The sequence below is a fragment of the Nonomuraea polychroma genome, assembly GCF_004011505.1.
Lineage (GTDB): Bacteria > Actinomycetota > Actinomycetes > Streptosporangiales > Streptosporangiaceae > Nonomuraea > Nonomuraea polychroma.
This window is the reverse complement of sequence record NZ_SAUN01000001.1, coordinates 5221963-5245925: the sequence shown is the minus strand read 5'-3', so window position 1 is coordinate 5245925 and position 23963 is coordinate 5221963. Positions and strand designations below refer to the sequence as shown.

The following is a 23963-nucleotide window of genomic DNA, read 5'->3' as shown; positions in this document are numbered from 1 at the left end:
CCTTCGCCGTTTCTCATCGGTCGAAGACCGGCTCGCCGTCCACGAACGTCATGCGCACCCGCGTCGTCCAGATCTCCCGTGGCGGCAGCGCGAACGGGTCGCGGTCCAGGACCACCAGGTCAGCCGGGCGGCCGCGCTCGATCGCACCGGCGGGGGAGCGGTTGATCCAGGCGGAGCCGGAGGTGTAGGCGGCCATGGCGGTGGCCAGGTCGATGCGCTGTCCGGGCAGGAACGGCGTCTGCGCCGTCGGGTAGCCGGCGTGGAGCGAGCCGCCCGGCTCGGTGCGGTTCACGGCCACGTGCATGCCCTGCAGGGGGTCGGCGTCCGAGACCGGCCAGTCGCTGCCGGCGCAGAAGCGCGTGCCGTGGTCGAGCAGGTCCTTGAACGGGTACTGCCACGACGAGCGCGGCTCACCCAGGTACGGCAGCGTCAGCTCGTCCATCTGGGCGTGGTGGGTGGCCCACAGGGGCTGCAGGTTGGCCGTGACGCCCAGGGCGGCGAAGCGCGGCACGTCCGAGGGCTCGATGATCTGCAGGTGGGCGATGTGGTGCCGGTTGGCGGGGTTCGTGCCCTCGAAGCTGTCCAGGGCCTCGCGCACGGCCCTCTCGCCGATGGCGTGGAAGTGCACCTGGAAGCCGCGCCTGTCCAGCTCGGCGACATACTCCTTGAGCTTGTACGGGTCCACGTACGACAGGCCCGTGCCCCCGCACAGGCAGTACGGCTCCAGCGTGGCGGCCGTGAAGTTCTCCGTGATGCCGTCCTGCATGATCTTGACCGAGGTGGCCCGGAAACGGTCGAGGCCCTCGGCGGCGGCCCGGCGCTCGACCAGGTCGCCGATCTGGTCCAGGCCCCGCGTCCTGTCCCACCACAGAGCGCCCACCACACGCGCCCTGAGCAGCCCTGAGCGGGCCGCGGACAGGTAGGTGGGCAGTTGGTCGCCGGAGCCCGCGTACGAGCCCACGATGGCGTCCTGCCAGCCTGTGATGCCCAGCGAGAACAGATGCCGCTGCGCGTCCGCCAGCGCGTCCTGCAGGTCCTGGGGGGCCGGGCGCGGGGTGAGCAGGCCGACCAGGTCCATCGCGCCCTCGTGGAGCACGCCGGTGGGCGTGCCGTCGGGGTCGCGCTCGATGCGGCCGTCCGCCGGGTCGGGGGTGTCCTTCGTGATCCCGGCCAGGTCGAGGGCGCGGGTGTTGACCCAGGCGGCGTGGTGGTCACGCTGGATCAGGTAGGCCGGGCGGTCGAGGAAATCGAGGTGGTCGCGGTGGGGAAGGCCGTTCGGGAACGCCGACATGTCCCAGCCGCCGCCATCAATCCACGCCTTATCAGGATTTTTGGCGGCATAGTCAGCGATCTTGGCTATGTATGCGTCTAGGCCGAAAATCTCGGACAAATCGCACTTCGCCCGTTCCAGGCCCGCCTGCACCGGGTGCAGGTGCGCGTCCGTGAAGCCCGGCGTCAGCAGGCCGCCGGCCAGATCCACCGTCTCATGGGACGGCGCCTGGCGGGCCAGCTCGCCCTCGGGCCCCACGGCGGCGATCACTCCGCCGCTCACCAGCACGGCCGCCTCCAGGACGCCTTCCGGCGTGAAGACGCGGCCTCCTCGGAAGAGGATGTCCATCAAGATCTCCTTTTAGCGGATCAGTGACCGGTGATGAGGTCGGCGAAACGGGCCAGGGCCGAGGTGCGGGGCATGGCGCGCTCGCGGTGGTCCGCCACCCGGTACAGGCGGTACATCGTGTGCACGCCGAGCCAGCGCAGCGGCTCCGGCTCCCACGGGCGCACCTTCCTGCCCACCCACGGCAGCGACGTCAGCTCCGTCTCCTCGCCCAGGATCAGGTCGCGCAGCGTGCGGCCGGCCAGGTTCGTCGTGGTGACGCCGTGGCCGGTGTAGCCGCCCGCCCAGCCCAGGCCCGTGGCGGGGTCCACGTGGACGGTCGAGCACCAGTCGCGCGGCACGCCGAGCACGCCCGACCAGGCGTGCGCGATCGACGAGGACCGGGCGGCGGGGAAGAACTCGGTGAGCAGCTGCCAGAGCGCCTCAACGGTCCATTCGTGGGTGCGGCCGCGGGTGTCGATGCGGGAGCCGTACAGGTAGGGCCGGCCGCGGCCGCCGAAGGCGATGCGGTCGTCGGCGGTGCGCTGGGCGTACATGTAGTAGTGCGCCATGTCACCGAGCAGCTCGGCGCCGCGCCAGCCGACCTCGTCCCAGAACGACGGCGGCAGGGGCTCGGTGACGATCATGGAGCTGTTCATGGGCAGCCACTGGCGGCGCAGGCCGCGCAGGCGGGCGGTGAAGCCCTCCGTGGCGCGGATGACGTGCCCGGCCGTCACGGTGCCGTACGGGGTGACCGCCCGGTGCGGGGCGATCTCCGTGACCGGGGTGCGCTCGTAGACGGGCACGCCGAGGTCGCGTACGACCCTGGCCAGGCCCTGGGCCAGCTTGGCGGGCTGGATCCGGGCGCAGTGGGGGCTCCAGGAGGCGGCCAGCGCCCCGGCCACCCGTACGTGCTCCTCCGGGCCCGTCAGCCGCAGGTCCGCCTCCTCGATGCCCCACGCGCGGGCCGCCTCGACCACCTCACGCAGCCTGGCGGCCTGGGCGGGGGTGCGGGCGACGTTCACCACGCCGCCCTTGACGAGGTCGCAGTCGATGGACTCCGTCTCGCAGACCGCGATGACCTCGTCGATCGAGGCGTACATCTCGCGCTGCAGGCGCCGCGCGCCCGTGCCGTAGCGCTCGTGCGATCCGGCCAGGTCGCCGGTCAGCCAGCCGCCGTTGCGGCCGGAGGCGCCGAATCCGGCGAACTCCTGCTCCAGCAGGACGACACGCAGGGACGGGCGGGCGCGTTTGAGGTAGTACGCGGTCCACAGGCCCGTGTAGCCGGCGCCGACGATCGCCACGTCGGCCTCCAGGTCGCCGTTGAGCCGGGGGCCAGGGGCCGGCACGCCGTCGGACCGGTACCAGAAGGACACGTCGCCGTTGACGAACTCTGGCGACAAGGGAACACGCACGCTCATGCCCCCGTATCCTGCTATATCCGGACACAGCAGCGCATCTCACAACGAAATTCGTGATCGATGCGGTACGGGGCGCGCAGTCGCGGAGGCGCGGCAGCCGCCGTGCTCGGCCGCATGCGCGCTCCGGGCCCCGTTCGCTCGGCGCGTCGGCCTCCGCCGGGCAATATCCGGATATACAGGTTCATTCCCAATGAAACACGTCGTTAGCGGAGGCGTAACAGCTCCCCGGCATGCTGATGGACATGGGATTCTTGCGCATCCGCACCACGGTGGACGAACGGCCCGGGCGGCTGGCCTCCCTCGCCTCGGCCCTGGCCGAGAGGGGCGGCAACATCCTCGGCTTGAGCGTGCAGTCCGACACCGACGGAACCGTTGACGAGTTCGTCGCCGACATCCCCGCCACCCCGGAGACCGTGCGTGAGGCCCTGGAGGCGGCCGGCGGCCGCCGCGTCCAGGTGGTGCCCGCCACCGCCCACGAACTGACCGACGAGCCCACCCGGGCCCTGCTGCTGGCCTCCCGGCTGCGCTCGATGCCGTGGCGGCTGCCCGAGCTGCTGGCCGAGCTGCTGCGCGCGGACGACGCCCGGTGGATCTATGGTGAAGCGGTGAGTGATCTCCCCGACCCGACCCAGCTCGTCGTGCCCGTGGCCGCCCGGCGTGCGGTCCGCCTGCGCCGCGCCGACCTGCCGTTCACGCTGACCGAGGCCGCCAGGGCCGCCGCCTTCGCCAGGCTGGCCCAGCCGGCCGTCGAGCAGAGCGGCGCCGAGCGCGCGGTCAAGCTCGGCGACGGCGCCGAGGTCACGGTCCGCCCGCTCACCTCGATCTACCGTGAGGCCGTGCGCGACCTGCACGACAGGTGCTCGCCGGAGTCGCGCAGGTTCCGCTACTTCACCTCGATGCCCGCGCTGCCGGCCCGCATGTTCGACCGGCTGTGCGACAAGAGCAGGGGATATTCGCTCGTCGCCGGGCACGACGGCCAGGTCGTGGCGATGGCCAATCTGATGTTCACGCCGGACCCGGGCATCGCCGAGATGGCGTTCCTGGTCGAGGACCGCTGGCAGGGGCTCGGCCTGGGCACGGCCATGGCCAGGATGCTCGTGCGGGCCGCGCGCGATCTCGGGTACGCCGAGGTCAGGGCGACCATGTTGTCCGACAACGCCAGGATGCGCAGGCTGCTGATCTCCCTGGGCGCCACCCTCGGCTACACCGAGGACCCCGGCGTGGTGGAGGCCAGGCTGCCGGTCGGCGCGATGGCCTCAGCCTAGGCCCTCCTCCCGCCCGTCCTCGGGCTCCTTCGCCTTCGCGGGCGGCTGGATGCCCAGATGGCGCTCGATGCGCTCCAGGCTCTCCTCGATCCGCGTGAGCCGCTCGCTCAGCATGGATCCGCCGGCCAAGAACATCTCGCTCGGGCGTTCCTTGGAGCCGCGGCCGGCGCGGTCGAGCAGGCGCTGCCGTACGTCGGCCAGGTCCGCGCCGGCGTCCGCGAGCGCCTGCGCGGCCAGCCCCTCGCCCTCCCTGATCAGCCCGAGCAGGATGTGCTCGGTGCCGATGTAGTTGTGGCGCAGCTGGAGCGCCTCGCGCAGCGACAGCTCCAGGACCTTCTTGGCCCGGGGCGTGAACGGGATGTGCCCGCTCGGCGGCTTGCCGTCGTGGCCGGTCTCGCGCTCGACGAAGGCGCGTACGTGCTCCAGCTCCACACCGCAGCCGTCGAGCACCAGGGCGGCCAGCCCCTCGCCCTCGTGGATGAGGCCGAGCAGGATGTGTTCCGTGCCGATGTATCCGTGGTTCATCATCCGCGCCTCCTCCTGAGCGAGGACGACGACCCTGCGCGCGCGGTCGGTGAAACGTTCGAACACGGGGGCCTCCATTCGACTGGGGCTGTCTCCACTATGCGCTACAAACCCGGCCATGTGGGGTACTTGTCCTGTGTGGATCTTGACGAGGTGGCCGACCGCCTTTACGCGCTCCCGCCGCCGGAGTTCACCGCCGCCCGCGAGGCCGAGGCCCGCGCGGCCAAGGACGCGGGTGACGTACGGCTCTCGCGCGACATCGCGAAACTCCGCAAGCCCACGGTGTCCGCCTGGGCCGTGAACAGGGCCGCCCGCGAGCACCCGGAGGAGCTGGCCGAGCTGCTCGAGGTGGGGGAGCGGCTGCGCGCGGCCTGGCAGGAGCAGGACGCCGACGCCCTCGCCGAGCTGACCCAGCGCCGCAACGCGGTCACCGGCAGGCTGAGCAGGCTCATCAGGCAGGACGGCGACCTCTCGGCGGCGGCGGCCACGGAGGTCGACCAGACCCTGGACGCCGCCGTCGTCGACGCCGGCGCGGCCGATCAGGTGCGCCGCGGCCGGCTGGCCAAGCCGCTCAGCTACAGCGGCTTCGCGCCCGCCCCCATCCTTCGCCGGCAGCCCGCCAGGAGGAAGAAGCCCACTCCCGAGGAGGAGGCGGACCAGGCCAGGGAGCGTGCCGAGGCGGAGGCCAGGAAGGCCAGGGAGCGGCAGGAGGCCGAGGCGGCGCACCGGGAGTGGCAGGCCGCGCTGGAGGCCGCGACCAGGGAGTACGACGAGCGTGCCGAGAAGGTGGCCACCCTGGAGCGGATGCTGGCCGAGGCACGCAAAGAGCTCGACGACAGCAGGAAGCGGCTCGAGGTGACGCGGCGCGAGGAGCGGCACGCGCGGCAGCGGATCGATCGTTAGGCTATGGTGTACGAAACGGTTTCGTACATCTCTGAATCGGAGTGGCGATGACTTCGTGGACCCCTGCCTCCATCCCGGACCTGACCGGCAAGAGCGCCGTCGTGACCGGCGCCAACAGCGGCATCGGCCTGCCCACCGCGCTCGAGCTGGCCCGGCACGGCGCACGTGTCGTCGTGGCCGCACGCTCGGCCGAGAAGGGCGGCGCCGCGGTCGAGACCATCCGGCGGGAGGTGCCCAGTGCGCAGGTCGAATACGCCCGCCTCGACCTGGCGGACCTGGCCTCCGTCCGGGAGTTCGCCGCCGGCGTCGGCGACGTCGACCTGCTGATCAACAACGCGGGCATCGGCATGATCTCGAGGCAGGAGACGAAGGACGGCTTCGAGATGCAGTTCGGCACCAACCACCTGGGGCATTTCGCCCTCACGGGGTTGCTGTTGCCGAAGCTGCTCGTCCGGCCGGGCGCGCGGGTGGTCACCGTCTCCAGCGACGCGCACGTCGTCGGCAGGCTCGACTTTGACAACCTGGACCTGGAGCGCGGATACGGCCGCCTCAGCGCGTACGCGCGGTCCAAGCTGGCCAACCTGCTCTTCACCCTGGAGCTGCAGAGACGGGCCGAGAAGGCCGGAGCTGGCCTGATCTCCGCCGCCAGCCACCCGGGCACCACCGCCACGAACATCGTCAAGCTAGGGCCACTACAGCCCCTCTTCGGTCTGTTGTTCAAGTCGCCCGAGAAGGGCGCGCACCCCTCGCTGTACGCCGCCACCTCGCCCGCCATCCGCGGCGGCGAGTTCGTCGGCCCCAAGCTCAAGATCCTCACGCCGTCCGAGAGCGCCAGGTCAGAGGAGCTCGCCAGGCGGCTGTGGGACGTGTCCACCGAGCTGACGGGCGTACGATTCAAGGAGATCGCCTACAGCTAGAAGGACGTGTACGTGGCTCCACTCGACCCCGAGCGTGACAGGGCCATCCTCGACGCCACGATGGAGCTGCTGTCGGAGGTCGGCTACGACCGCATGACGGTCGACCAGATCGCCAAGCGGGCCAAGGCCAGCAAGGCCACCATCTACCGGCGCTGGGCGGGCAAGCCCGAGCTGGTCGTGGACGTCATCTGCCGGCGCTTCGACATGGAGGTGCCGCTCGGGCAGGACACCGGCTCGCTCCGCGGCGATCTGGCCGCCATCTTCCGCAGCCTGTGCCAGGCGGTGGAGCGCAAGCACACGCTGGTCATCGGGCTGTCCTCGACGCTGGTGTCCAACCAGGAGCTGGCGCGCACGCTGCGTACGCACATGCAGGCCAAGGACCTCGGCGACGTCAAGGCGCTGCTCGATCAGGCGGTCGAGAGGGGAGAGCTGGCGGGGGCCGTCGATCCCGCGCGGCTGTTCGCGATCGCGGAGGCGCTGGTGTGGCATCGCATGATCTTCAACGGCCCGCCGCTCGGCGACTCTTTCGTCGCGGAGTCCGTCGACGGGGTGCTGCTGCCGGTGGTGACCGCCTGGGCGGCTGGGTAACGGGAGCGGTGCTGACGCGGTCGGCTGGCGAGTGCGGTGGTGACCGCGGTGGGCTGCCGAGTGCGGTGGTGCTGACCGCTCGGCCGCGGGCTGGACGGGAGCCGGCTGGGGTCGGCCACGCGCTGGACGGGAGTTGGCTGGGAATCGGACGGACGGCTGGGAGCCGGTTGTGAGCCGGCCCTAGCCGGGGCTGCGCGTGGCGTGGGCCAGGTAAGCGCACACCGGGAAGCCGTCGCGCTCGTACGGGGCCGCCAGGCGCGTGTAATGCGCCTTGATGCGCGAGACGATCTCCGGCGGCTGGCTGGAGATCACCGCGAACCGCGGCCCGCCCGCCTCCACGATGTCCGTCCACCATGCCCCGAGATCCACCTGGTGCCGCCATCGGACGGCCTCCACGGCCCCCTCCCCGAACCCCGCGGTGGCGAGCAGGGCGGCGAAGCGGTCCGGACTGTCGTTGGCGGTGAACGGGCGGGGCGGCGGCGCGTAGGACACCCCGGCCGCCTCGATGGCCTCGGCGAAGACGTTCGTGGCCGTCATCTCGTCGGCCTTCCACCACGTCAGGGCGATCGTCCCGCCCGGGCGCAGCACCCGGTGCAGCTCCCTGAGCGCCTCATTCGTGTCCGGCACGTGGTTGATGACGAAATTTCCCGCCACGGCGTCGAATTCCCCATCCTCGAACGGCAGATCGGGCAGCGCCGCCTGCCGGATCGTGGCGTAGGGGTGCCGGCGCGCGGTCAGCTCCAGCATGCGTGGATCGGCGTCCACGGCGGTGACCTCAGCCCCCAGCGCGAGCGCCGCGGCGGTCACCACGCCGGTGCCGCAGCCGACGTCGAGCAGGCGGGCGGCGTGCGCCCGCTCGAGCAGAGGGCCGACGGTGTGGGAGCTCAGCTGGGCGAAGCCGCGGTCGTACGCTTCGGCGTTGATCACAGACCTAGCGTAACCTAGATGCGAAACCTTACATCTTCATGTGAAATTTCGGCCTTCGGTCTATGAAAACGGCAAATGTCCAACCTAAGGTCGTCGCCATGACGACCGCCATCGACGCTTCCACCGTCGCCTTCATCGACGCGCTCCCCAAGGTCGAGCTCCACGTCCACCTGGTCGGCTCCGCCTCCATCGCCACCGTCCTGGAGCTGTCCCGCCGCCACCCCGGCAGCGGCGTCCCCACCACGGAGGAGGAACTGCGCAGCTTCTACACCTTCCGCGACTTCCCGCACTTCGCCCGGGTGTACCGGGCCGTCAACCAGCTGGTGCGCGAGCCGGAGGACGTGGCGACCCTGGTGCTCGGCCTGGCCCGCGACCTCGCGCCCCAGGGCGCCCGCTATGTGGAGCTGCAGGTCACGCCGTACGCCCACCATGTCGTCGGCATGCCCATGCGCGAGGTCACCGAGGCCCTCGACCTGGCCGCTCGCCGTTCGCTGGCCGAGCACGGCGTCGAAATGGCGTACATCTTCGACATCCCCGGCGAGTACGGCGAGGAAGCCGCCAAGATCACCGTCGAGCACGCCCTCCAAGAACCTCCCGCCGCACTGGTAGGTTTCGGCATCGGGGGCATCGAACAAGAACGCCCGAAATATCGCGACGCCTACCGCTCCGCGTTCTCCGCCGCCCGCGCCGCCGGCCTGCACAGCGTCCCGCACGGTGGCGAGATGTCCGGCCCCGAGACGATCTGGGAGGTCATCGAGGGCTACGGGGCCGAGCGCATCGGCCACGGCATCAACTGCCTGGCCGACCCTCGCCTGGTCGCCCACCTGCGCGACACCCAGCTCCCGCTGGACGTCTGCCCCACCTCCAACGTGTGCACGGGCCAGATCGCCCACATCGAGGACCACCCGTTGCCCCGGATGCTGGAAGAGGGCCTGTACGTCACGCTCAACAGCGACGACCCGCCCATGTTCGCCACCACGCTGGCCGACGAATACCGGGTCGCGGCGGAAGTCTTCCGCTTCGGCAAGAGCGAACTTGCCCAGCTCGCCCGCAACGGTGTGCGCGCCTCATATATGGCAGAAGACCGTAAGCGATCCATGCTCACCGAAATCGATGGACTGCTGGCGGGGGCGTGAGCTCGTTAACCCCTTCCGGGCTGACCAGGCACTCCAGGCTGGTCAGCGGTTCCGCCGCGGTCTGCGGCACGCGCATGTAACGTCGCCTCGTCGAGCGGGGCGGCGTCCCCGCCTGGCGGAATACCGGCTTCGTTCGACGGCATGACGGAGAAACGGCTGGCGTGGCACAGTGAATCGATACGAATTTGAGCCTCAGCAGGCGCGACTTGCGTACCACCTCGGTGGGAGGTCTCTATGCCTACACGGGCCGAATTGGTGAACGCGCTGCGCCGTGCGCAGGAGTTGTCGGACCAGCACTGGCATTGCCTGGACAAACCGGTGCTGCAAATGTCGAGCGGGCGGACGTGGACGGGGCCGGCCGCCGACGCGTTCGCCGGTGATCTGACCCGCCAGCGCCTGGAGATGTGGCGGGCGCTGCGCGGTGTCATCGATCATTTGCAGGAAACGATCAGGAATCAGACCGTGATGGGGCCGAGGGACTGATGGCGTTCTCCTCGATCGACCCCAAGGAAATGCATCAGCTGGGATACGGCGTGCAAAATGCCGGAAAGGGCCTGGCCGATTGCGCAGGGCGGCTGCGGGCCATCCTGAACGAGGTCGAGACCACGCATCCCGGAGTGGCGGCCATCGACCGGGTGGCCCAGTGGCTGACCGCGCAGGCGCCCGACATCTACCGGCGGCGCGATCTCGCGTACGAGGCCGGGAACGTCGACGTGGACGTGTTCGGCAACCCGGTCGCCGGCGCGGTCCTGCCGTCCGGGATGACGCGGATCAACGAATCGCGCATGATTCCGGCCGAGGTGCGCACCGAGGCGGAGCAGGCCGCTCCACTGTTCGAGGCCGCGGCCCGCGGGGACGCCGGCGCGGCTGAAAAGCTCGCCGCCTACAAGGGGCGGATGTCCGACCCTCAGTTCGCCACCGCCCTGATGGAAAGACTCGGCCCACAGGCCCTCGCCACACTGCCCCTCGTCATGGGAGCGCGGGTGCGCAAGCAGCTCGACGCCGGGCGCGATTCGACGCAGGCCCTACGGCAGCGCAATCGCGACGTGCTGTCCATGCTCAGCACGGCGCTCGCCGCGGCGACCGACCCGGCCAAGAACGCGCATGTCAACCGGCGATTCATCGAGGAACTGAAGAAGCAGGGGCGCAAGGAGATCCCGGCTCCGGACATGGGCGGGCTGGCGAACCCCGGATATTGGTCACTCGGTCAGATCCTGGCGTCCGCGCCGAAGGCGGCTTACAGCGAGTGGTTCATGAGCACGATCGGCCAGGACATGATCCGGTGGGATCGCGAGTACATGAAGGAGCGCCGGAATCGCGTGTGGACACTGCCGCGTGACACCGACCTCTACGACCTGCCCGCTCCCATCGACACCCGGCCGTTCCAAGGCTCTTCGGAGATCGGCACGGCCGACCCGATCGCCGCGCTGATGTCCCTCGCCGGCACGTCGAGAGAACGCGCCCAAGCGCTGATCGGCAACCGTGACCTACTGACATACCTGATGCGCGACCGGCGTCCGCAGTGGGCCATGGGCGATCGTGGCGAATCGCTCGGCGAGGCCATGGAGGCCGCGATGAAGGGTGCCGACGCCGATTCCAAACGGCTGGCCGTCATGGCCACGCACATAGTCTCTGACATTGTGCGGCCGCATCTGTCGATGTCCGACGGCAACAACGACATCGAATTGAAGGACCCCTCGAAGCTCGATGAGCTCTCCGGCATCCGCGACAACATGGGACGCATTCTCGGCGAGCACTCCGACGACATCGTGTCGACCTTCTACAAAAATCATCAGCGGCGAGCGGACGACCAGCTCGTGGCCATTGTCGATGGACAGCCCGTCGCTCGCTTCACCAGAGCCGACCTCGATTTCGTCATGCTCGACGTGGCCGCCGACGAAAAAGGGTACCAAGCCATGCTCCTCGGGCAGATCGCGCACATGCGAGGCAAGATCGACGAAGCGCTTGCGACCGGCAACAAGGGCATGCTGGGGAACGTGATCGCGAATGACTCCAAGGTGCTGGGGCATTTGGTGGAGGCCCATCGGCAGGCGCTCGTCGCCCGTGGCAAGGAGGCGGACGCGGCCGACGAGGCGTTGCGGAAACTGGTCCAGGAAGGTATCGGACTCGTCCCCATTCCCTTCGCCCAGCAGGTGGGCAAGGTGGGCCTCAAAGCAGCCGACAGCATTTATGAGAACTTCGTCAGGGGTGGCTACGCAAAGGCGGGAGACTGGCTTGTGCGGCAGAGCGGGCACGCCGGCGGGAAAACCGCCAAGGCTTTCAGCGAAGCCGCCTCGAACAAGATAGCCGTCGAAGAAATGATGAAGCAAATGATCGAGTCGTCCGCCGTGGCTCATGGGGCATATCGGCGCAATGATCTGAAAGAGTCCTTCGTGATCGGCGATCCGCCGAAGGTCAAGCCTCCACATCAGATGAACATTGATGAGTACGACGACTTCGCCCATTGGATCGTCGAGAACACCACGGTGCCGACCAGATATGCGGACGCGCAGCAGGGTGTTGGCACTGGAATTGATGATTTCGTCACCAACATGCGTGCCCAGAGCAAAGAAAATGAGAAGAAGTAGGCGCCCGATCGCGTGGCTCTGCGCGGCGGCCACGCTCATGTCGATCGCCGCGTGCACGCCGGGCAAGTCCCCCGCTGTTCCGACGTCGCCCAGTCCCGTGGCTGTGCGGCGCTCCGTCGCCGACGGCGCTCCCTACCTGTGCCATTTCATCCCGCAGGCCGCGGTTGCCGATCTGACGGGTTACATCGGTCCGTACAAAGCGGGTTCCGGCGAACGTGATCCTGAGGGACGTGGCTGTGTCATATCGAATGACGAGCAGAGTCTCTTTATCACGCGCTATTACGAATCGGCGCCTCGGCAAGTCATCGAGAACCTCATCGAATTCGGCGAGAATCGCAATCCCGTCAAACTCCCCGAGGAGCTGGGCAAGGGAGAAATAAGCGACTTCCAGAGCCGGTTCTATCAGTATCGGAAGGCGGGCGCCTGGTTCCGCTGTGGATCCAACAACTCGCTCATCACCATCACCGTCAAGCGCAACCCCGCCCGGGACCAGGACCACGACCTTGTCCAGCTGATGAAAATAGCCGAGCGGCGGTTCGCCGAGATGTTCAAATGCAAACTCGGCGGCCCGCCGCCCGGCTGAGGTCAGATGATCAAGGCGACGACAGCCGCCCCAACCCCGGCGGGATCTTCCCCGCCGCGGCCCGGTCCAGCAGGAACAACGTCCGCCCGCGTCCGCGCGCGCCGGCGGCGGGCACCTGGACAGGACCCGAATGGGACAGGGCCAGGCGGACGGCGCCGGACTTCTCCTCGCCGGCCGCCACCACCCACACCTCGCGTGCCGCTTGGATGGCGGGCAGCGTCAGGGAGATGCGGGTGGGCGGCGGTTTGGGGGAGCCGTGGACGGCCACCACCGGGCGGGTGTCGTACAGGGCCGGCATGCCGGGGAACAGCGAGGCCACGTGGGCGTCGGGGCCCATGCCGAGCAGCATCACGTCGAAGTTCGGCACCGGGCCGTGGTCCTCGGGACGGGCGGCGGCCCGGAGTTCGGCGGCGTAGGCGTCGGCGGACTCCTCGGCCGTCATGCCCGAGTCGGGGCCGCGCATGACGTGCACCCGCTCCGGGTCCACGTCCACGTGGTCGAGCAGGGCGTCGCGGGCCCCGGTCTCGTTGCGCTCCTTGTCGCCGGCGGGCACGAACCGCTCGTCGCCCCACCAGATGTCCAGGCGCCGCCAGTCGACGGCGTCGCGTGCCGGTGTGGCGGCGATGGCCGCCAGCGTGGCGATGCCGACCGTGCCGCCGGTCAGCACGATCGAGGCCGACCCCTTGGCCGACTGCACGTCGACCAGGCGGGTGATGATCCGGGCGGCCACCGCGTTGGCCAGGACGTCGGCGTTGCGGTGGACGACGATGGTGGGGACGCTCACAGATGCTACTTTCTCAGCCACGGTCGTCCGAGTCACCCCTTGTAGGTACGGGCGAACCGCTTGACCGCCGCCTCGTAGATCTCGTCACTGTCGAGCCTGCGCAGTTCCTCGGCCATCAGCTCCGAGGTGTGCCGCCTGGCCAGGGCCACGTTCCGGTCCGGCTGGCCGGGCCGCGACAGCGTGGCCAGCCGGGCGTCGGTCCTGACCACGGCCAGCTCGCCCTCGCCCAGCTGCAGGCGTACGGCGGTGAGACCGGGGCCGGCCGAGTCGGCGACCTTGATGGGCGCGCCGAGCCGCTCCGACAGCCAGGAGGCGAGCAACGGCGCGCTCGGATTGCCCGTCGAGGCCTCCACGACGCCCTTGCGGACCTTGCCCATCGGCTGGTCGAACGCGGCCGCCAGCAGGCTGCGCCACGGCGTCAGGCGGGCCCACGCCAGGTCGGTGTCGCCGCGGGCGTACCCCTTGGCCCTGGTCACCAGCGACGTGACGCCGCCGTCGGCGAAGCCCCTGGCGTCGGTGATCCGGCGCTGCGCCAGCGCGCCGATCGCGTCCTTGGAGGGCGCGTCCGGGGCCTTGCCCGGCCACCACACCACGACCGGCGTGTCGGGCAGCAGCAGCGGGCTGACCACCGAGTCGGCGTGCTGGGTCAGCTCGCCGTACAGGCGCAGCACCACGACCTCGCCCGGCGTGGACTCGCCGATGCGCAGCTCGGCGTCGAGCCTGATGGGCTCGTCGACCTCACGGTTGATCACCACGAGGATGCGCGAGGGGTGCTCGCGGGCCGCCTCGGTGGCGGCGCGGAGCGCGTCGTACTGGTCGCGCTCCTCGCAGACCACCACGAGCGTCAGCACCATGCCGATGGCGGGCGCGCCCATCTGGTGGCGCAGGTGCATGAGCTGCGCCGAGATCTTCCCCGCCGTCGTGTCCGACAGCATAAAGGTCGTCACTAGAGTCTCCTCCACACGCGGCCGTCACGCGCCATCATCGCGTCCGCCGACGGCGGGCCCCACGAGCCCGATTCGTAGGGCTCGGGCTGGCCCTGGCTGGCCCAGAACTCCTCGATCGGGTCGAGGATCGTCCAGGACAGCTCCACCTCCCGCTGGTGCGGGAACAACGGCGGGTCGCCGATCATCACGTCCAGCAGGAGCCGCTCGTACGCCTCCGGCGACGACTCCAGGAACGACTCGCCGTAGGCGAAGTCCATGGAGACGTCGCGCACTTCCATGGCCGTTCCTGGCACCTTCGAGCCGAAACGCACCGTGATGCCCTCGTCCGGCTGGACGCGGACCACGAGCGCGTTCTGGCCGAGGATCTCGGTGTCGTCCTTGCTGAAGGGCAGGTGCGGCGCGCGCTGGAACACCACCGCGACCTCCGTCACCCGGCGGCCCAGCCGTTTGCCGGTACGCAGGTAGAACGGCACCCCCGCCCACCGCCGGTTGGCGATCTCCAGCTTGATGGCGGCGTACGTCTCGGTGGTGGACTCGGCCGAGATGCCCTCCTCCTGCAGGTAGCCGACGACCTTCTCGCCGCCCTGCCAGCCCGCCGAGTATTGCCCGCGCGCCGTGTTGAGCCCCAGGTTGGAGGGCAGGCGCACGGCCTTGAGCACCTTCTCCTTCTCCCGGCGCAGCGCCTGGGCCTCGAACGAGGTCGGGTCCTCCATTGCGACCAGAGCGAGGAGCTGGAGCAGGTGGTTCTGGATCACGTCGCGGGCCGCGCCGATGCCGTCGTAGTAGCCGGCCCGCCCGCCGATGCCGATGTCCTCGGCCATCGTGATCTGCACGTGGTCGACGAAGCTGCGGTTCCAGATCGGCTCATAGAGGTTGTTGGCGAACCTCAGCGCCATGATGTTCTGGACGGTCTCCTTGCCCAGGTAGTGGTCGATCCGGAAGATCGAGCTCTCCGGGAAGGCCGACGTGGTGATCTCGTTGAGCTCGTGGGCCGACTGCAGGTTGTGCCCGAACGGCTTCTCGATGACCACCCGCCGCCACGATCCCTCGGGCGCGTCGGCGAGGCCGGTCCGCTTGAGCTGCTCCACCACCAACGGGAAGAACTTCGGCGGCACCGACAGGTAGAACGCGTAGTTTCCGCCCGTGCCGCGCGTCTGGTCGATCTCCGCCAATGCCATGGCCAGCGCGTCGAACGCTCCGTCGTCGGAGAACTCGCCCGGCACGAAATGGATGCCTTCGAGCAGCTGCTTCCAGACCTCCTCACGGAACGGCGTCCTGGCGTGCGCCTTGACCGCGTCGTGCGTCAGCTGGGCGAAATCCTGGTCCTTCCAATCCCGGCGGGCGAAACCGACCAGCGAGAACCCCGGCGGCAGCAGCCCGCGGTTCCCCAGGTCGTAGATGGCCGGCAGCAGCTTGCGCTTGGCCAGGTCACCGGTCACGCCGAACAACACCATCACGCAGGGTCCCGCCACCCGGGGCAGGCGCTTGTCGCGCGGGTCCCGCAGCGGGTTGGCGGCGACCACATCCTCCGTCGTGGCGGTGCCCGCGACGGCGGCCGCCGCGGTGACGGCTTCCTCCGCGGGTGCTCCAGGCTCTGTCATCTCAAACCTCCTGTGCTGCTGCGAGCAGGTGCGCGACTCCTGCCGCGCGGTCGGTCAAATGCAGGCGTACGGCGGGCCGTCCGCGCGTTTCGAGCGACTCCAGGTCGCCGAGCGCCTGGGCGAGCTGGAGACGCCCCAGCGTGTAAGGCTTGCCCGGGACCGTGACGTCCTCCGCCACCGCCCCGGTGATCTGCAGGAACACCCCGTTCTGGGGCCCGCCCTTGTGGTATTGCCCGGTCGCGTGCCACGATCGCGGCCCCCACCCGAACGTCACCGGCCTGTCGGTACGCAGCGCCAGCAACGCCCGCAGCGTGGCCGGGTCGGCCATCATCCAGGCGTCGGTCATCTGCTCGAAGTCGGCGCCGTCCGGCACCGGCGCGTCGAAGGCCGCCAGCCTGTCCAGGTAGGCGGTCACCGCCAGGTAGCCGTCGGCCGGTATCGCGTGCAGCAGCTCGATGAACACCCCGGGGAGGTCCTTGGCCGTCACCGGCCCGTACACCTCGACCGGGCCGTCCACCAGCGCGGGCGCGCCGGCAGGCAGCTCGGGCAGGGCCAGCAGGGCGGCTGCGTTGTCCGCGGGCTCGGTCACGTCGGGCCGGTCGGCCGGGTCGACGTCCAGCAGCAGCGCGGCGGTGGCGGCGGCGTACTCCCAGACCAGGAACTGCGCGCCCAGCGGCCCCTCCACGCGCACGTCGCCGACGTCGGACTCGATGGCGATGACCAGCTCGTCGTGGGAGCGGTTGGGGTCGGCGCCGACGACAGGCAGGATCCCCTTGCCGTGCTTGCCGGTGGACTCGGCCACGAGCGCCTCGATCCAGTCAGGCAGCCCGGCGATGGCGGAGAGCTGGTCCTCCAGCAGCAGCTTGTCGCGGCCGCCGAGTGCCGCGCCGCCGAGCGCCGCCCCGAGCGCGAGCCCGGGGTTGCCGCTGTCCCGCGACAACAGCGGCAGCACCTCCTCGGCGTCGTCGAGCAGCCGCGCCACATCGGCGCCCGCCAGCGCACTGGGCACCAGCGCCGCGGCCGACAGCGCCGCACCGAGGCCGCGCGCCCGCAGCCCCGCGAGGCCCTGCCCGTCCGCCGGCTGCCCGGCGCCGCCCTGGACGTCCCCCGGCAGTGCCGGTCCGGGACCGCCGACCGGCGATGCCGCGTCGGGGCCGGTCGGCGGCACCAGGCGGTAGCCGCGCTCCAGGGCCCGCTGTCCCAGCGGTGAGCGGGGATCGGCGACGGCCACGATGCGCTCCGCGGCCTCGATGCCCGCCTGCGCGAACAGCTCTTCGTAAATGAGCAGGCAGCACTCGGTCTCCACGGCACTGCCCGCCGCCACCACGATCGTGGACTCCAGCGGATCGGCCAGCGCCCGCCGCAGCTGTCCGGGGTCGGAGGTGTCGAGCACGGTGAGCGGCACGTCGGCGGTGTCGCAGATCACCTCAGCCGCCAGTGCCGCGGCGCCCGTCGCGGCCAGCACCACGTTCGTCAGGCCCGCGGCACGAGCCTGCTCCGCGAGCCTGCCCATGTCGGGCAGCAGCTCGCGAGAGGCGCGGAGCGGCGGTCCGGCCGCCCCCGCCTCGGCGTCCTCACCCCACACCGTGGGGTCGCCGGCGGCGAGCCGCGCGGGCGCGCCGTCGGCGACGAGGCGCCCCGCGACGGAGGAGGCGGCCGAGGCCACCTTCTCGTCGCGGTAGAGCACGTCCATCACGGAACCAGGTTCTTGCTGACGCTCTCGAGCAGCTCGTTCCAGGACGCCTCGAACTTCTGCACGCCCTCCTCCTCCAGCACCTTCACCACGTCGTCGTAGTCGACGCCGGCCTCCTTGAGAGCGGCCATGGTGTTCCAGGCGTCCTCGTAGAACGGCCGGATGGTGTCACCGGTGATGTTGGCGTGGTCGGCGGTCGAGTCGAGCGTCTTCTCCGGCATCGTGTTGACGGTGCCGGGGGCGACGAGCTGGTCGACGTAGAGCGTGTCGGGGTATTCCGGGTTCTTCACACCGGTCGAGGCCCACAGCGGGCGCTGCGGCCGGGCGCCGGCCGAGCGCAGCCGCTGCCACCGCTCGGTGTTCATGACGTCCTCGTACGCCGCGTACGCCAGCCGCGCGTTGGCCACGCCCGCCTGGCCGTTCAGCTCCGGCTTGCCCAGCTTGTCCAGCCGCTTGTCGATCTCGGTGTCGACCCGGCTGACGAAGAACGAGGCCACCGACTCGATCGTGGCCAGGTTGAGCCCCTTGGCCTGCGCGGCCTCCAGGCCGGCGAGCCAGGCGTCCATGACCGCGCGGTAACGCTCCAGCGAGAAGATCAGCGTGACGTTGACGCTGATGCCCTCGGAGATGGCCTGCGTGATCGCCGGCAGGCCCTCCAGGGTCGCCGGGATCTTGATGAACAGGTTGGGCCGGTCCACCATCCACCACAGCGCCCGGGCCTCGGCCACGGTCTTCTCGCTCTCGTGGGCCAGACGCGGGTCCACCTCCAGCGACACGCGGCCGTCCACGCCGCCGGTGGCATCGAAGACGGGGCGCAGCACGTCACAGGCCCAGCGGATGTCGTAGGCCGTGATCGCGCGCACGGCCTCGTCCACACTGACGCCGCGGATCGCCAGGTCGTGCAGCTGTTGGTCGTAGGCGTCGCCCTTGCTGAGCGCGCCGGCGAAGATCGTCGGGTTTGAGGTGACCCCGACGACGTTCTTCTCCCTGATCAGCTGCTCCAGGTTGCCGCTGCGCAGTCGCTCACGGCTGATGTCGTCGAGCCAGATGGCCACGCCCTGGCCGGACAGCTTGTTGAGGATCTCGCTCATGTCTACTTCAGTTTCCCGTCGTCTCGCCTTTTTCCTGACCAAGCTTGGCCAGGCTCGCATGTGCCGCCGCCGCCACGCGCTCGGGCGTCAGCCCGAACTGCTCGTACACAGTCTTGTACGGGGCGGACGCACCGAAGTGTTCGAGGCTGACCACCTCGCCGCATTCGCCGACGAACTGGTGCCAGCCGAGCGCGACGCCCGCCTCGACCGCGACCCGAGCCCTGATCGACGACGGCAGGACGGTCTGCCTGTATGCGGAATCCTGCCCGTTGAACCACTCCACACACGGCATGGAGACGACTCGCGTGGGGATGCCCTGCCCCTCGAGCAGCTCACGGCCCGCCACGGCGATCTCCACCTCGCTGCCGGTGGCGATGATGATGACCCTGGGCTGGCCGTCGGACGCCTCACGCAGCACGTAGCCGCCGCGGGCCACGCCGTCGGCGCTGGTGCCCTCGTACACCGGCAGGTTCTGCCGGGTCAGCGCGAGCGCGGCGGGCCGGTCCTTGTGCTGGAGCACGGCCTTCCACGCGTACGCGGTCTCGTTGGCGTCAGCGGGGCGCACCACGTCGAGGCCCGGGATCGCGCGCAGCGCCCACAGGTGCTCGATCGGCTGGTGGGTGGGGCCGTCCTCGCCCAGGCCGATGGAGTCGTGCGTCCACACGTAGGTGACCGGCAGCTTCATCAGCGCGGCGAGACGCACCGCCGGGCGCATGTAGTCGGAGAAGACGAGGAACGTGCCGCCGTACGGGCGGGTGCCGCCGTGCAGGGCGATGCCGTTGAGAATGGCGCCCATGGCGTGCTCGCGGATGCCGAAGTGCAGCGTGCGGCCGTAACGGTTACCGGGGAACTCCTTGGTCTGGTATTCCTCCGGGATGAAGGACGGCTCGCCCTTCATCGTGGTGTTGTTGGACTCGGCCAGGTCGGCCGAGCCGCCCCACAGCTCGGGCAGCACCGGCGCCAGCGCGCTCAGCACCTCGCCCGACGCCTTGCGCGTGGCCATCGACGCGCCCGCCTCGAACGACGGCAGCGCCCGGTACCAGCCGTTCGGCAGCTCGCGGTGGGAGATGCGGTCGAGCTCCTCGGCGCGCTCGGGGTTGGCCAGGCGCCATTCGGCGTAGCCCTTCTCCCACTCGGCGTGCGTGGCGCGGCCGCGCTGGGCCACCTCGCGGGCGTGCGCGAGCACGCCGGCCGGCACGTCGAAGGTCTTGGCCGGGTCCATGCCCAGGACTTCCTTGGTGGCGGCGACCTCCGCCTCGCCCAGGGCCGAACCGTGGATCTTGCCGGTGTTGCGCTTGTTGGGGGCGGGCCAGCCGATGATCGTGCGCAGCCGGATGAACGACGGCCGGTCGGTCTCGGCCTTGGCCGCCTCCAGCGCGTCGTAGAGAGCCTGCACGTCCTCGTGGTAGTTGTCGCCGGCGGTCCAGTCGACGCTCTCCGTGTGCCAGCCGTAGGCCTCGTAGCGCTTGACCACGTCCTCGGACTTGGCGATCAGCGTGTCGTCCTCGATGGAGATGTGGTTGTCGTCCCACACGACGATGAGGTTGCCGAGCTTCTGGTGGCCGGCGAGGGAACTGGCCTCGTGGCTGATGCCCTCCTCGATGTCGCCGTCGCTGACGAAGCACCAGATGTGGTGGTCGAACGGCGAGGCGCCGAGCTCGGCGTCGGGGTCGAAAAGGCCGCGCTCGCGGCGGGCGGCCATCGCCATGCCGACCGCGTTGCCCAGGCCCTGGCCGAGCGGACCCGTCGTGGTCTCGACACCCGCGGTGTGGCCGTACTCGGGGTGGCCGGGGGTGAGGCTGTCCCACTGGCGCAGCCGCCTGAGGTCGTCGAGGGTCAGCCCGTAGCCGGAAAGGTAGAGCTGGATATAGAGCGTCAGGCTGGTGTGGCCGCACGACAACACGAAACGGTCCCGGCCGATCCAGTTGGGATCGGTGGGGTCATGGCGCATCACACGCTGGAACAGCAAGTATGCGGCGGGGGCCAGGCTCATGGCGGTGCCGGGATGACCCGAGCCCGCCTTCTCCACTGCGTCCATCGCCAGGGCTCGGATGACGTCGACCGCCTGCTTGTCCAGGTCGGTCCAGTCAAGGGCTGGCACGAGTTCGGTGCTCAAGTGCTCGATCTCCGGAATCTAGTTGTCATTGGTCACGCCGGTTGGCTATCCCGCCCACACGGACCCTAACCGAGTGGAGGCGGCGATCAATTCCATATCCACCCGCGCGTGTCCATGTATGGCGCAAGCCCCCCATTGGCCGGACCGGCTCACCCTGCGACTACAGTTTGTTGGGTTCGCAGAGGCGTCACCGGCGCCTACCCATGGATCCGCTCTTATCAGAGGTTACGCGTTGACTCCGCACAGGCTGGAAGCGCCTTGACGGTGCTGACCAACAGGCAGGCGACGGCGCCATCTCCGCAGGTGGAGGCGCCGCGCTCGATCGGCATGATCGTCAAGGCCTACATCGCGCTCACCAAGCCGCGGATCATCGAGCTGCTGCTGATCACCACGCTGCCGGTGATGTTCCTCGCGGCCGGCGGCCTGCCACCGCTGTGGACGTCCATCTCGGTCATGGTGTTCGGCACCCTCTCGGCGGGCAGCGCCAACGCGCTCAACTGCTACGTGGACCGCGACATCGACCAGAAGATGCGCCGCACCCGCCGCCGCCCGCTGGCCAGGCACCAGGTGTCGCCGAGGGGAGCGCTGATCTTCGGGATCGTGCTCGGCGTGCTGTCCACGGTCGGGTTGTGGGTCACCACCAACTGGCTGGCGGCCCTGCTGTCCACCGGGGCGATCCTGTTCTACGTGCTGGTTTACTCGATGATCCTCAAGCGGCGCACGGCCCAGAACATCGTGTGGGGCGGCATCGCGGGCTGCATGCCGGTGATGATCGGCTGGGCGGGCATCACCGAGCGGCTGGACTGGGCGCCGCTGGTGCTGTTCGGGGTGGTGTTCTTCTGGACGCCCCCGCACACCTGGACGCTGGCCATGCGCTACAAGGAGGACTACGCGGCGGCCAAGGTGCCGATGTTGCCGGTCGTGGCCACCGAGCGGCGGGTCATCCTGGAGTCCATCGCCTACACGTGGGCGACGGTGCTGTGCTCGCTGTTGTTGTGGCCGGTGGCGAACACCACGCTGTTCTACCCGGTCGTGGCGGCCGCGCTGGGCGTGATGTGCCTGTGGGAGGTGCACCGCCTGCTGGCCCGGCTCAACGCCGGCAAGACGGGCGTCGATCTGCGGCCCATGCGCTTCTTCCACTGGTCCAACGCCTACCTGGCGCTGCTCTTCCTCGCCGTCGCCATCGACCCGCTGCTGGCCTGATCGCCGCTCTCGGCCACCCCGAGACCGGCACCGGGTCCGGCCTTAGAATCAGTGGTGAAGGCAGTGCACAACGTTCATGTCTGGACGGTGACAGTGGGTATCCTGCGGCACGGTCCCCGGCACTCTGATCCGTTAAAGTCACCCCATGGCGTCCCGTGATCCACGCTGGGTGTTGAAGGACCGCCCCTCGTTCGCGTTGATCACAGGGCTGGTCCTCACCGGCATCTGCGCGCTGGTCTCCTTCTCGTTCGACGTGCTCAACGGCGAGCCGGTGCAGTTCTTCATCGCGCTCACGCTGGCGCTGGCGCCCGTGCCGCTGCTGCTGGCCGCCGTGCTGGCGCTGGACCGGATGGAGCCGGAGCCGCGCAGCAACCTGATCTTCGCCTTCGCGTGGGGCGCGGGCGTCGCGGTGCTGGTCGCGGGGGTGGTCAACTCGCTCAACCTGCACTACATCATGGACACCGTCAAGCTGTCGGAGGACAACGCCCGCAACATCGCGGCCACGTTCGGCGCTCCCGTGGTCGAGGAGACGATGAAGGGCCTGGTGCTGATCGGGCTGCTCAGGTTCCGCAGGGCCGAGCTGGACGGGCCGACGGACGGCATCATCTACGCCAGCATGGTCGGCCTCGGCTTCGCCATGAGCGAGAACGTCAGCTACTACCTCGCCGCGCTCAACTCCGAGTTGGGCGTCAAAGGGCTGGCGGTCACCGTGGTGCTGCGCGGGATCTTGTCGCCGCTGGCGCATCCGCTGTTCAGCTCCATGATCGGGGTCGGCGTCGCCTACGCCGCCCAGCGCAGCGGCTCCGAGCGGGTCTTCTACATCCTGGCCGGCTGGTCGGGCGCGATGGTCCTGCACGGCCTGTGGAACGGCCTGGCCTCCTACGGCGGCTTCCCCGGGCTCGTGGTGGCCTACCTGACGCTGCTCATGGTGCTGATCGTGCTCATCGGCGTGGTGTTCCAGGACCGGCGGCGCATCGTCGCGCTCATCCAGCGTTATCTCCCGCCGTACGAGCCGACCAAGCTCGTCAACGAGGCCGACATCTACATGTTGTCGGCGTTCTCCCGCCGCCGCCAGGCCAGGCAGTGGGCCAAGGCCCACGGCGGCAAGCGCGGGTTGCGCGCGATGCGCGACTACCAGCTGGCCGCCACCGAGCTGGGGCTGCTGCACGAGCGGGCGGCCCGCCACATGGTCGACGAGCAGACCTTCCACGAGGAGCAGCGGGCCCTGCTGGAGTGCATGAGCACCGCCAGGGCCGACTTCCCGGTGCCCGCGGTGCACGCCGAGTCGGTCGCTCGCGGCACCCCGCCGCCCGGCTACGCCCCCGGCGCGCCCGGCTGACTCAGAATGCGGGTGAGGGAGACCTCACGCGGCCCGGGGAAGACGGGATCGGAGTGCAGGATCTTCGCGTCGGCGAACGCCTTGGCGGTGGCGAACAGCTCGCGGGCGGCGTACACGTAGGTGGGCCCGGGCAGCCGGCGGGCCGAGTCGTCACCCACCCCGAAGGTCTCCAGCCCGGCCGTGCGGCACAACGTCACGGCCCTGGGCAGGTGGAACTCCTGCGTGACCACGGTCACCCGCTCGGCACCGAACACCTTGCGCGCCCGCACGCACGAGTCCCACGTGTCGAACCCGGCGTAGTCCAGCACCATCACGGCGTCGGGCACGCCCCTGGCGCGCAGGTAGTCGCGCATGGCGGTCGGCTCGTCGTAGTCCTTGCGGCTGTTGTCGCCCGACAGCAGCAACGCCCGCACCTTGCCGGCGCGGTAGAGCTCGGCGGCGATGTCCAGCCTGCGGGCCAGCATCAGGGTCGGCTGGTCGGCGTACAGGCCGGCGCCGAGCACCAGGGCCGCCTGCGTCTCGGGCACCCGTGCGGGCCACGCCGCCGGAGCTCGGCCCTCGGCCGCGACCCGGTGCCCCGAACTGCTGAGCCAGGCCCACGTCATGGGCACGAGGGCGAGCACGCTGAGCGCCACCAGCCCCTGGTACGTCCGGCGCAGCACCTTCCGAGAGGGGCGGACTTTTCCTAACAAAGCGCACCCCTCTGAGGGCGGGGGAGTGGCGGACCTTTCACCACACACCC

21 protein-coding genes are annotated in these 23963 nt (G+C 69.9%); 10 read left to right on the top strand and 11 right to left on the bottom strand.

The window, feature by feature from the left end:
• Positions 1 to 13 precede the first annotated feature (13 nt).
• Both EDD27_RS23930 and EDD27_RS23925 read right to left on the bottom strand, forming a co-directional pair.
• A complete protein-coding gene (locus EDD27_RS23930) occupies positions 14 to 1618 on the bottom strand; it encodes an amidohydrolase (RefSeq protein ID WP_127934366.1) in 1605 nt (534 codons plus the stop codon).
• 20 nt (positions 1619 to 1638) lie between these two features.
• Positions 1639 to 3015: an NAD(P)/FAD-dependent oxidoreductase gene (locus EDD27_RS23925; protein WP_127934365.1), complete on the bottom strand. Its 1377-nt coding sequence runs from the start codon at positions 3013 to 3015 to the stop codon at positions 1639 to 1641.
• A gap of 242 nt (positions 3016 to 3257) precedes the next feature.
• On the opposite strand from EDD27_RS23925, the gene EDD27_RS23920 reads away from it, so the two are divergent.
• Positions 3258 to 4280: a GNAT family N-acetyltransferase gene (locus EDD27_RS23920; protein WP_127934364.1), complete on the top strand. Its 1023-nt coding sequence runs from the start codon at positions 3258 to 3260 to the stop codon at positions 4278 to 4280.
• Here the strand turns inward: EDD27_RS23920 and EDD27_RS23915 are convergent.
• Complete coding sequence (locus tag EDD27_RS23915; protein ID WP_127934363.1) at positions 4272 to 4871, bottom strand: Clp protease N-terminal domain-containing protein; 600 nt, start codon at positions 4869 to 4871, stop codon at positions 4272 to 4274. The genes EDD27_RS23920 and EDD27_RS23915 overlap by 9 nt on opposite strands.
• An 87-nt stretch (positions 4872 to 4958) precedes the next feature.
• On the opposite strand from EDD27_RS23915, the gene EDD27_RS23910 reads away from it, so the two are divergent.
• Genes EDD27_RS23910 through EDD27_RS23900 form a run of 3 tightly spaced genes read left to right on the top strand, consistent with a single transcriptional unit; the run spans position 4959 to position 7213 of the window.
• Positions 4959 to 5708 (top strand): hypothetical protein, encoded by a 750-nt coding sequence (locus tag EDD27_RS23910; protein WP_164903766.1) that lies wholly within the window; start codon positions 4959 to 4961, stop codon positions 5706 to 5708.
• A 47-nt stretch (positions 5709 to 5755) separates the two neighbouring features.
• A complete protein-coding gene (locus tag EDD27_RS23905) occupies positions 5756 to 6625 on the top strand; it encodes an oxidoreductase (RefSeq protein WP_127934361.1) in 870 nt (289 codons plus the stop codon).
• Positions 6626 to 6637: 12 nt separating this feature from the next.
• On the top strand, positions 6638 to 7213 hold the full coding sequence (locus EDD27_RS23900) for a TetR/AcrR family transcriptional regulator (protein ID WP_127934360.1): 576 nt from the start codon (positions 6638 to 6640) through the stop codon (positions 7211 to 7213).
• A gap of 180 nt (positions 7214 to 7393) precedes the next feature.
• On the opposite strand, the gene EDD27_RS23895 is transcribed toward EDD27_RS23900, so the two are convergent.
• On the bottom strand, positions 7394 to 8140 hold the full coding sequence (locus EDD27_RS23895) for a class I SAM-dependent methyltransferase (protein ID WP_127934359.1): 747 nt from the start codon (positions 8138 to 8140) through the stop codon (positions 7394 to 7396).
• Between the two features lie 98 nt (positions 8141 to 8238).
• Here EDD27_RS23895 and add point away from each other — a divergent pair, with 98 nt between their 5' ends.
• The 4 genes from add to EDD27_RS23875 all read left to right on the top strand — a co-directional run bounded on the left by add (position 8239) and on the right by EDD27_RS23875 (position 12447).
• Positions 8239 to 9276 carry an adenosine deaminase gene (gene add / locus EDD27_RS23890; protein ID WP_127934358.1) on the top strand — a complete coding sequence of 346 codons (1038 nt, stop codon included), beginning with the start codon at positions 8239 to 8241 and terminating at the stop codon, positions 9274 to 9276.
• 234 nt (positions 9277 to 9510) lie between these two features.
• Positions 9511 to 9759, top strand: a complete 249-nt coding sequence (locus EDD27_RS23885; RefSeq protein WP_127934357.1) for a hypothetical protein — start codon at positions 9511 to 9513, stop codon at positions 9757 to 9759.
• Positions 9759 to 11864 carry a DUF6571 family protein gene (locus tag EDD27_RS23880; RefSeq protein WP_164903765.1) on the top strand — a complete coding sequence of 702 codons (2106 nt, stop codon included), beginning with the start codon at positions 9759 to 9761 and terminating at the stop codon, positions 11862 to 11864. The genes EDD27_RS23885 and EDD27_RS23880 overlap by 1 nt, the downstream gene beginning before the upstream one ends.
• A 37-nt stretch (positions 11865 to 11901) precedes the next feature.
• Positions 11902 to 12447 (top strand): hypothetical protein, encoded by a 546-nt coding sequence (locus EDD27_RS23875; RefSeq protein WP_127934355.1) that lies wholly within the window; start codon positions 11902 to 11904, stop codon positions 12445 to 12447.
• 10 nt (positions 12448 to 12457) lie between these two features.
• On the opposite strand, the gene pgl is transcribed toward EDD27_RS23875, so the two are convergent.
• From pgl to tkt, 6 genes are read right to left on the bottom strand one after another with little or no spacing between them, the layout of a single operon-like run.
• Entirely contained in the window at positions 12458 to 13231 is a 774-nt protein-coding gene (gene pgl / locus EDD27_RS23870; protein ID WP_127934354.1) for a 6-phosphogluconolactonase, read from the bottom strand.
• A gap of 32 nt (positions 13232 to 13263) precedes the next feature.
• Positions 13264 to 14178: a glucose-6-phosphate dehydrogenase assembly protein OpcA gene (locus EDD27_RS23865; RefSeq protein ID WP_127934353.1), complete on the bottom strand. Its 915-nt coding sequence runs from the start codon at positions 14176 to 14178 to the stop codon at positions 13264 to 13266.
• Complete coding sequence (gene zwf, locus EDD27_RS23860; RefSeq protein ID WP_127934352.1) at positions 14178 to 15779, bottom strand: glucose-6-phosphate dehydrogenase; 1602 nt, start codon at positions 15777 to 15779, stop codon at positions 14178 to 14180. Before zwf ends, EDD27_RS23865 begins: the two co-directional genes overlap by 1 nt.
• 1 nt (position 15780) lies before the next feature.
• Positions 15781 to 17472 (bottom strand): glucose-6-phosphate isomerase, encoded by a 1692-nt coding sequence (locus tag EDD27_RS23855; RefSeq protein WP_127940907.1) that lies wholly within the window; start codon positions 17470 to 17472, stop codon positions 15781 to 15783.
• The gene (gene tal / locus EDD27_RS23850; protein ID WP_127934351.1) at positions 17472 to 18563 is read right to left on the bottom strand and encodes a transaldolase; all 1092 of its coding nucleotides are present in this window, start codon (positions 18561 to 18563) and stop codon (positions 17472 to 17474) included. The genes EDD27_RS23855 and tal overlap by 1 nt, the downstream gene beginning before the upstream one ends.
• 7 nt (positions 18564 to 18570) lie before the next feature.
• A complete protein-coding gene (gene tkt, locus EDD27_RS23845; RefSeq protein ID WP_277750747.1) occupies positions 18571 to 20664 on the bottom strand; it encodes a transketolase in 2094 nt (697 codons plus the stop codon).
• Positions 20665 to 20937: 273 nt separating this feature from the next.
• Here tkt and EDD27_RS23840 point away from each other — a divergent pair, with 273 nt between their 5' ends.
• Together EDD27_RS23840 and EDD27_RS23835 are read left to right on the top strand one after the other, a co-directional pair.
• The gene (locus EDD27_RS23840) at positions 20938 to 21882 is read left to right on the top strand and encodes a heme o synthase (RefSeq protein WP_127934349.1); all 945 of its coding nucleotides are present in this window, start codon (positions 20938 to 20940) and stop codon (positions 21880 to 21882) included.
• Positions 21883 to 22027: 145 nt separating this feature from the next.
• Complete coding sequence (locus EDD27_RS23835; protein ID WP_127934348.1) at positions 22028 to 23221, top strand: PrsW family intramembrane metalloprotease; 1194 nt, start codon at positions 22028 to 22030, stop codon at positions 23219 to 23221.
• Here EDD27_RS23835 and EDD27_RS23830 read toward each other — a convergent pair.
• Positions 23197 to 23883, bottom strand: coding sequence for a SanA/YdcF family protein (locus EDD27_RS23830; RefSeq protein ID WP_241564216.1), 687 nt, complete (start codon positions 23881 to 23883; stop codon positions 23197 to 23199). The genes EDD27_RS23835 and EDD27_RS23830 overlap by 25 nt on opposite strands.
• Positions 23884 to 23963: the final 80 nt, after the last annotated feature.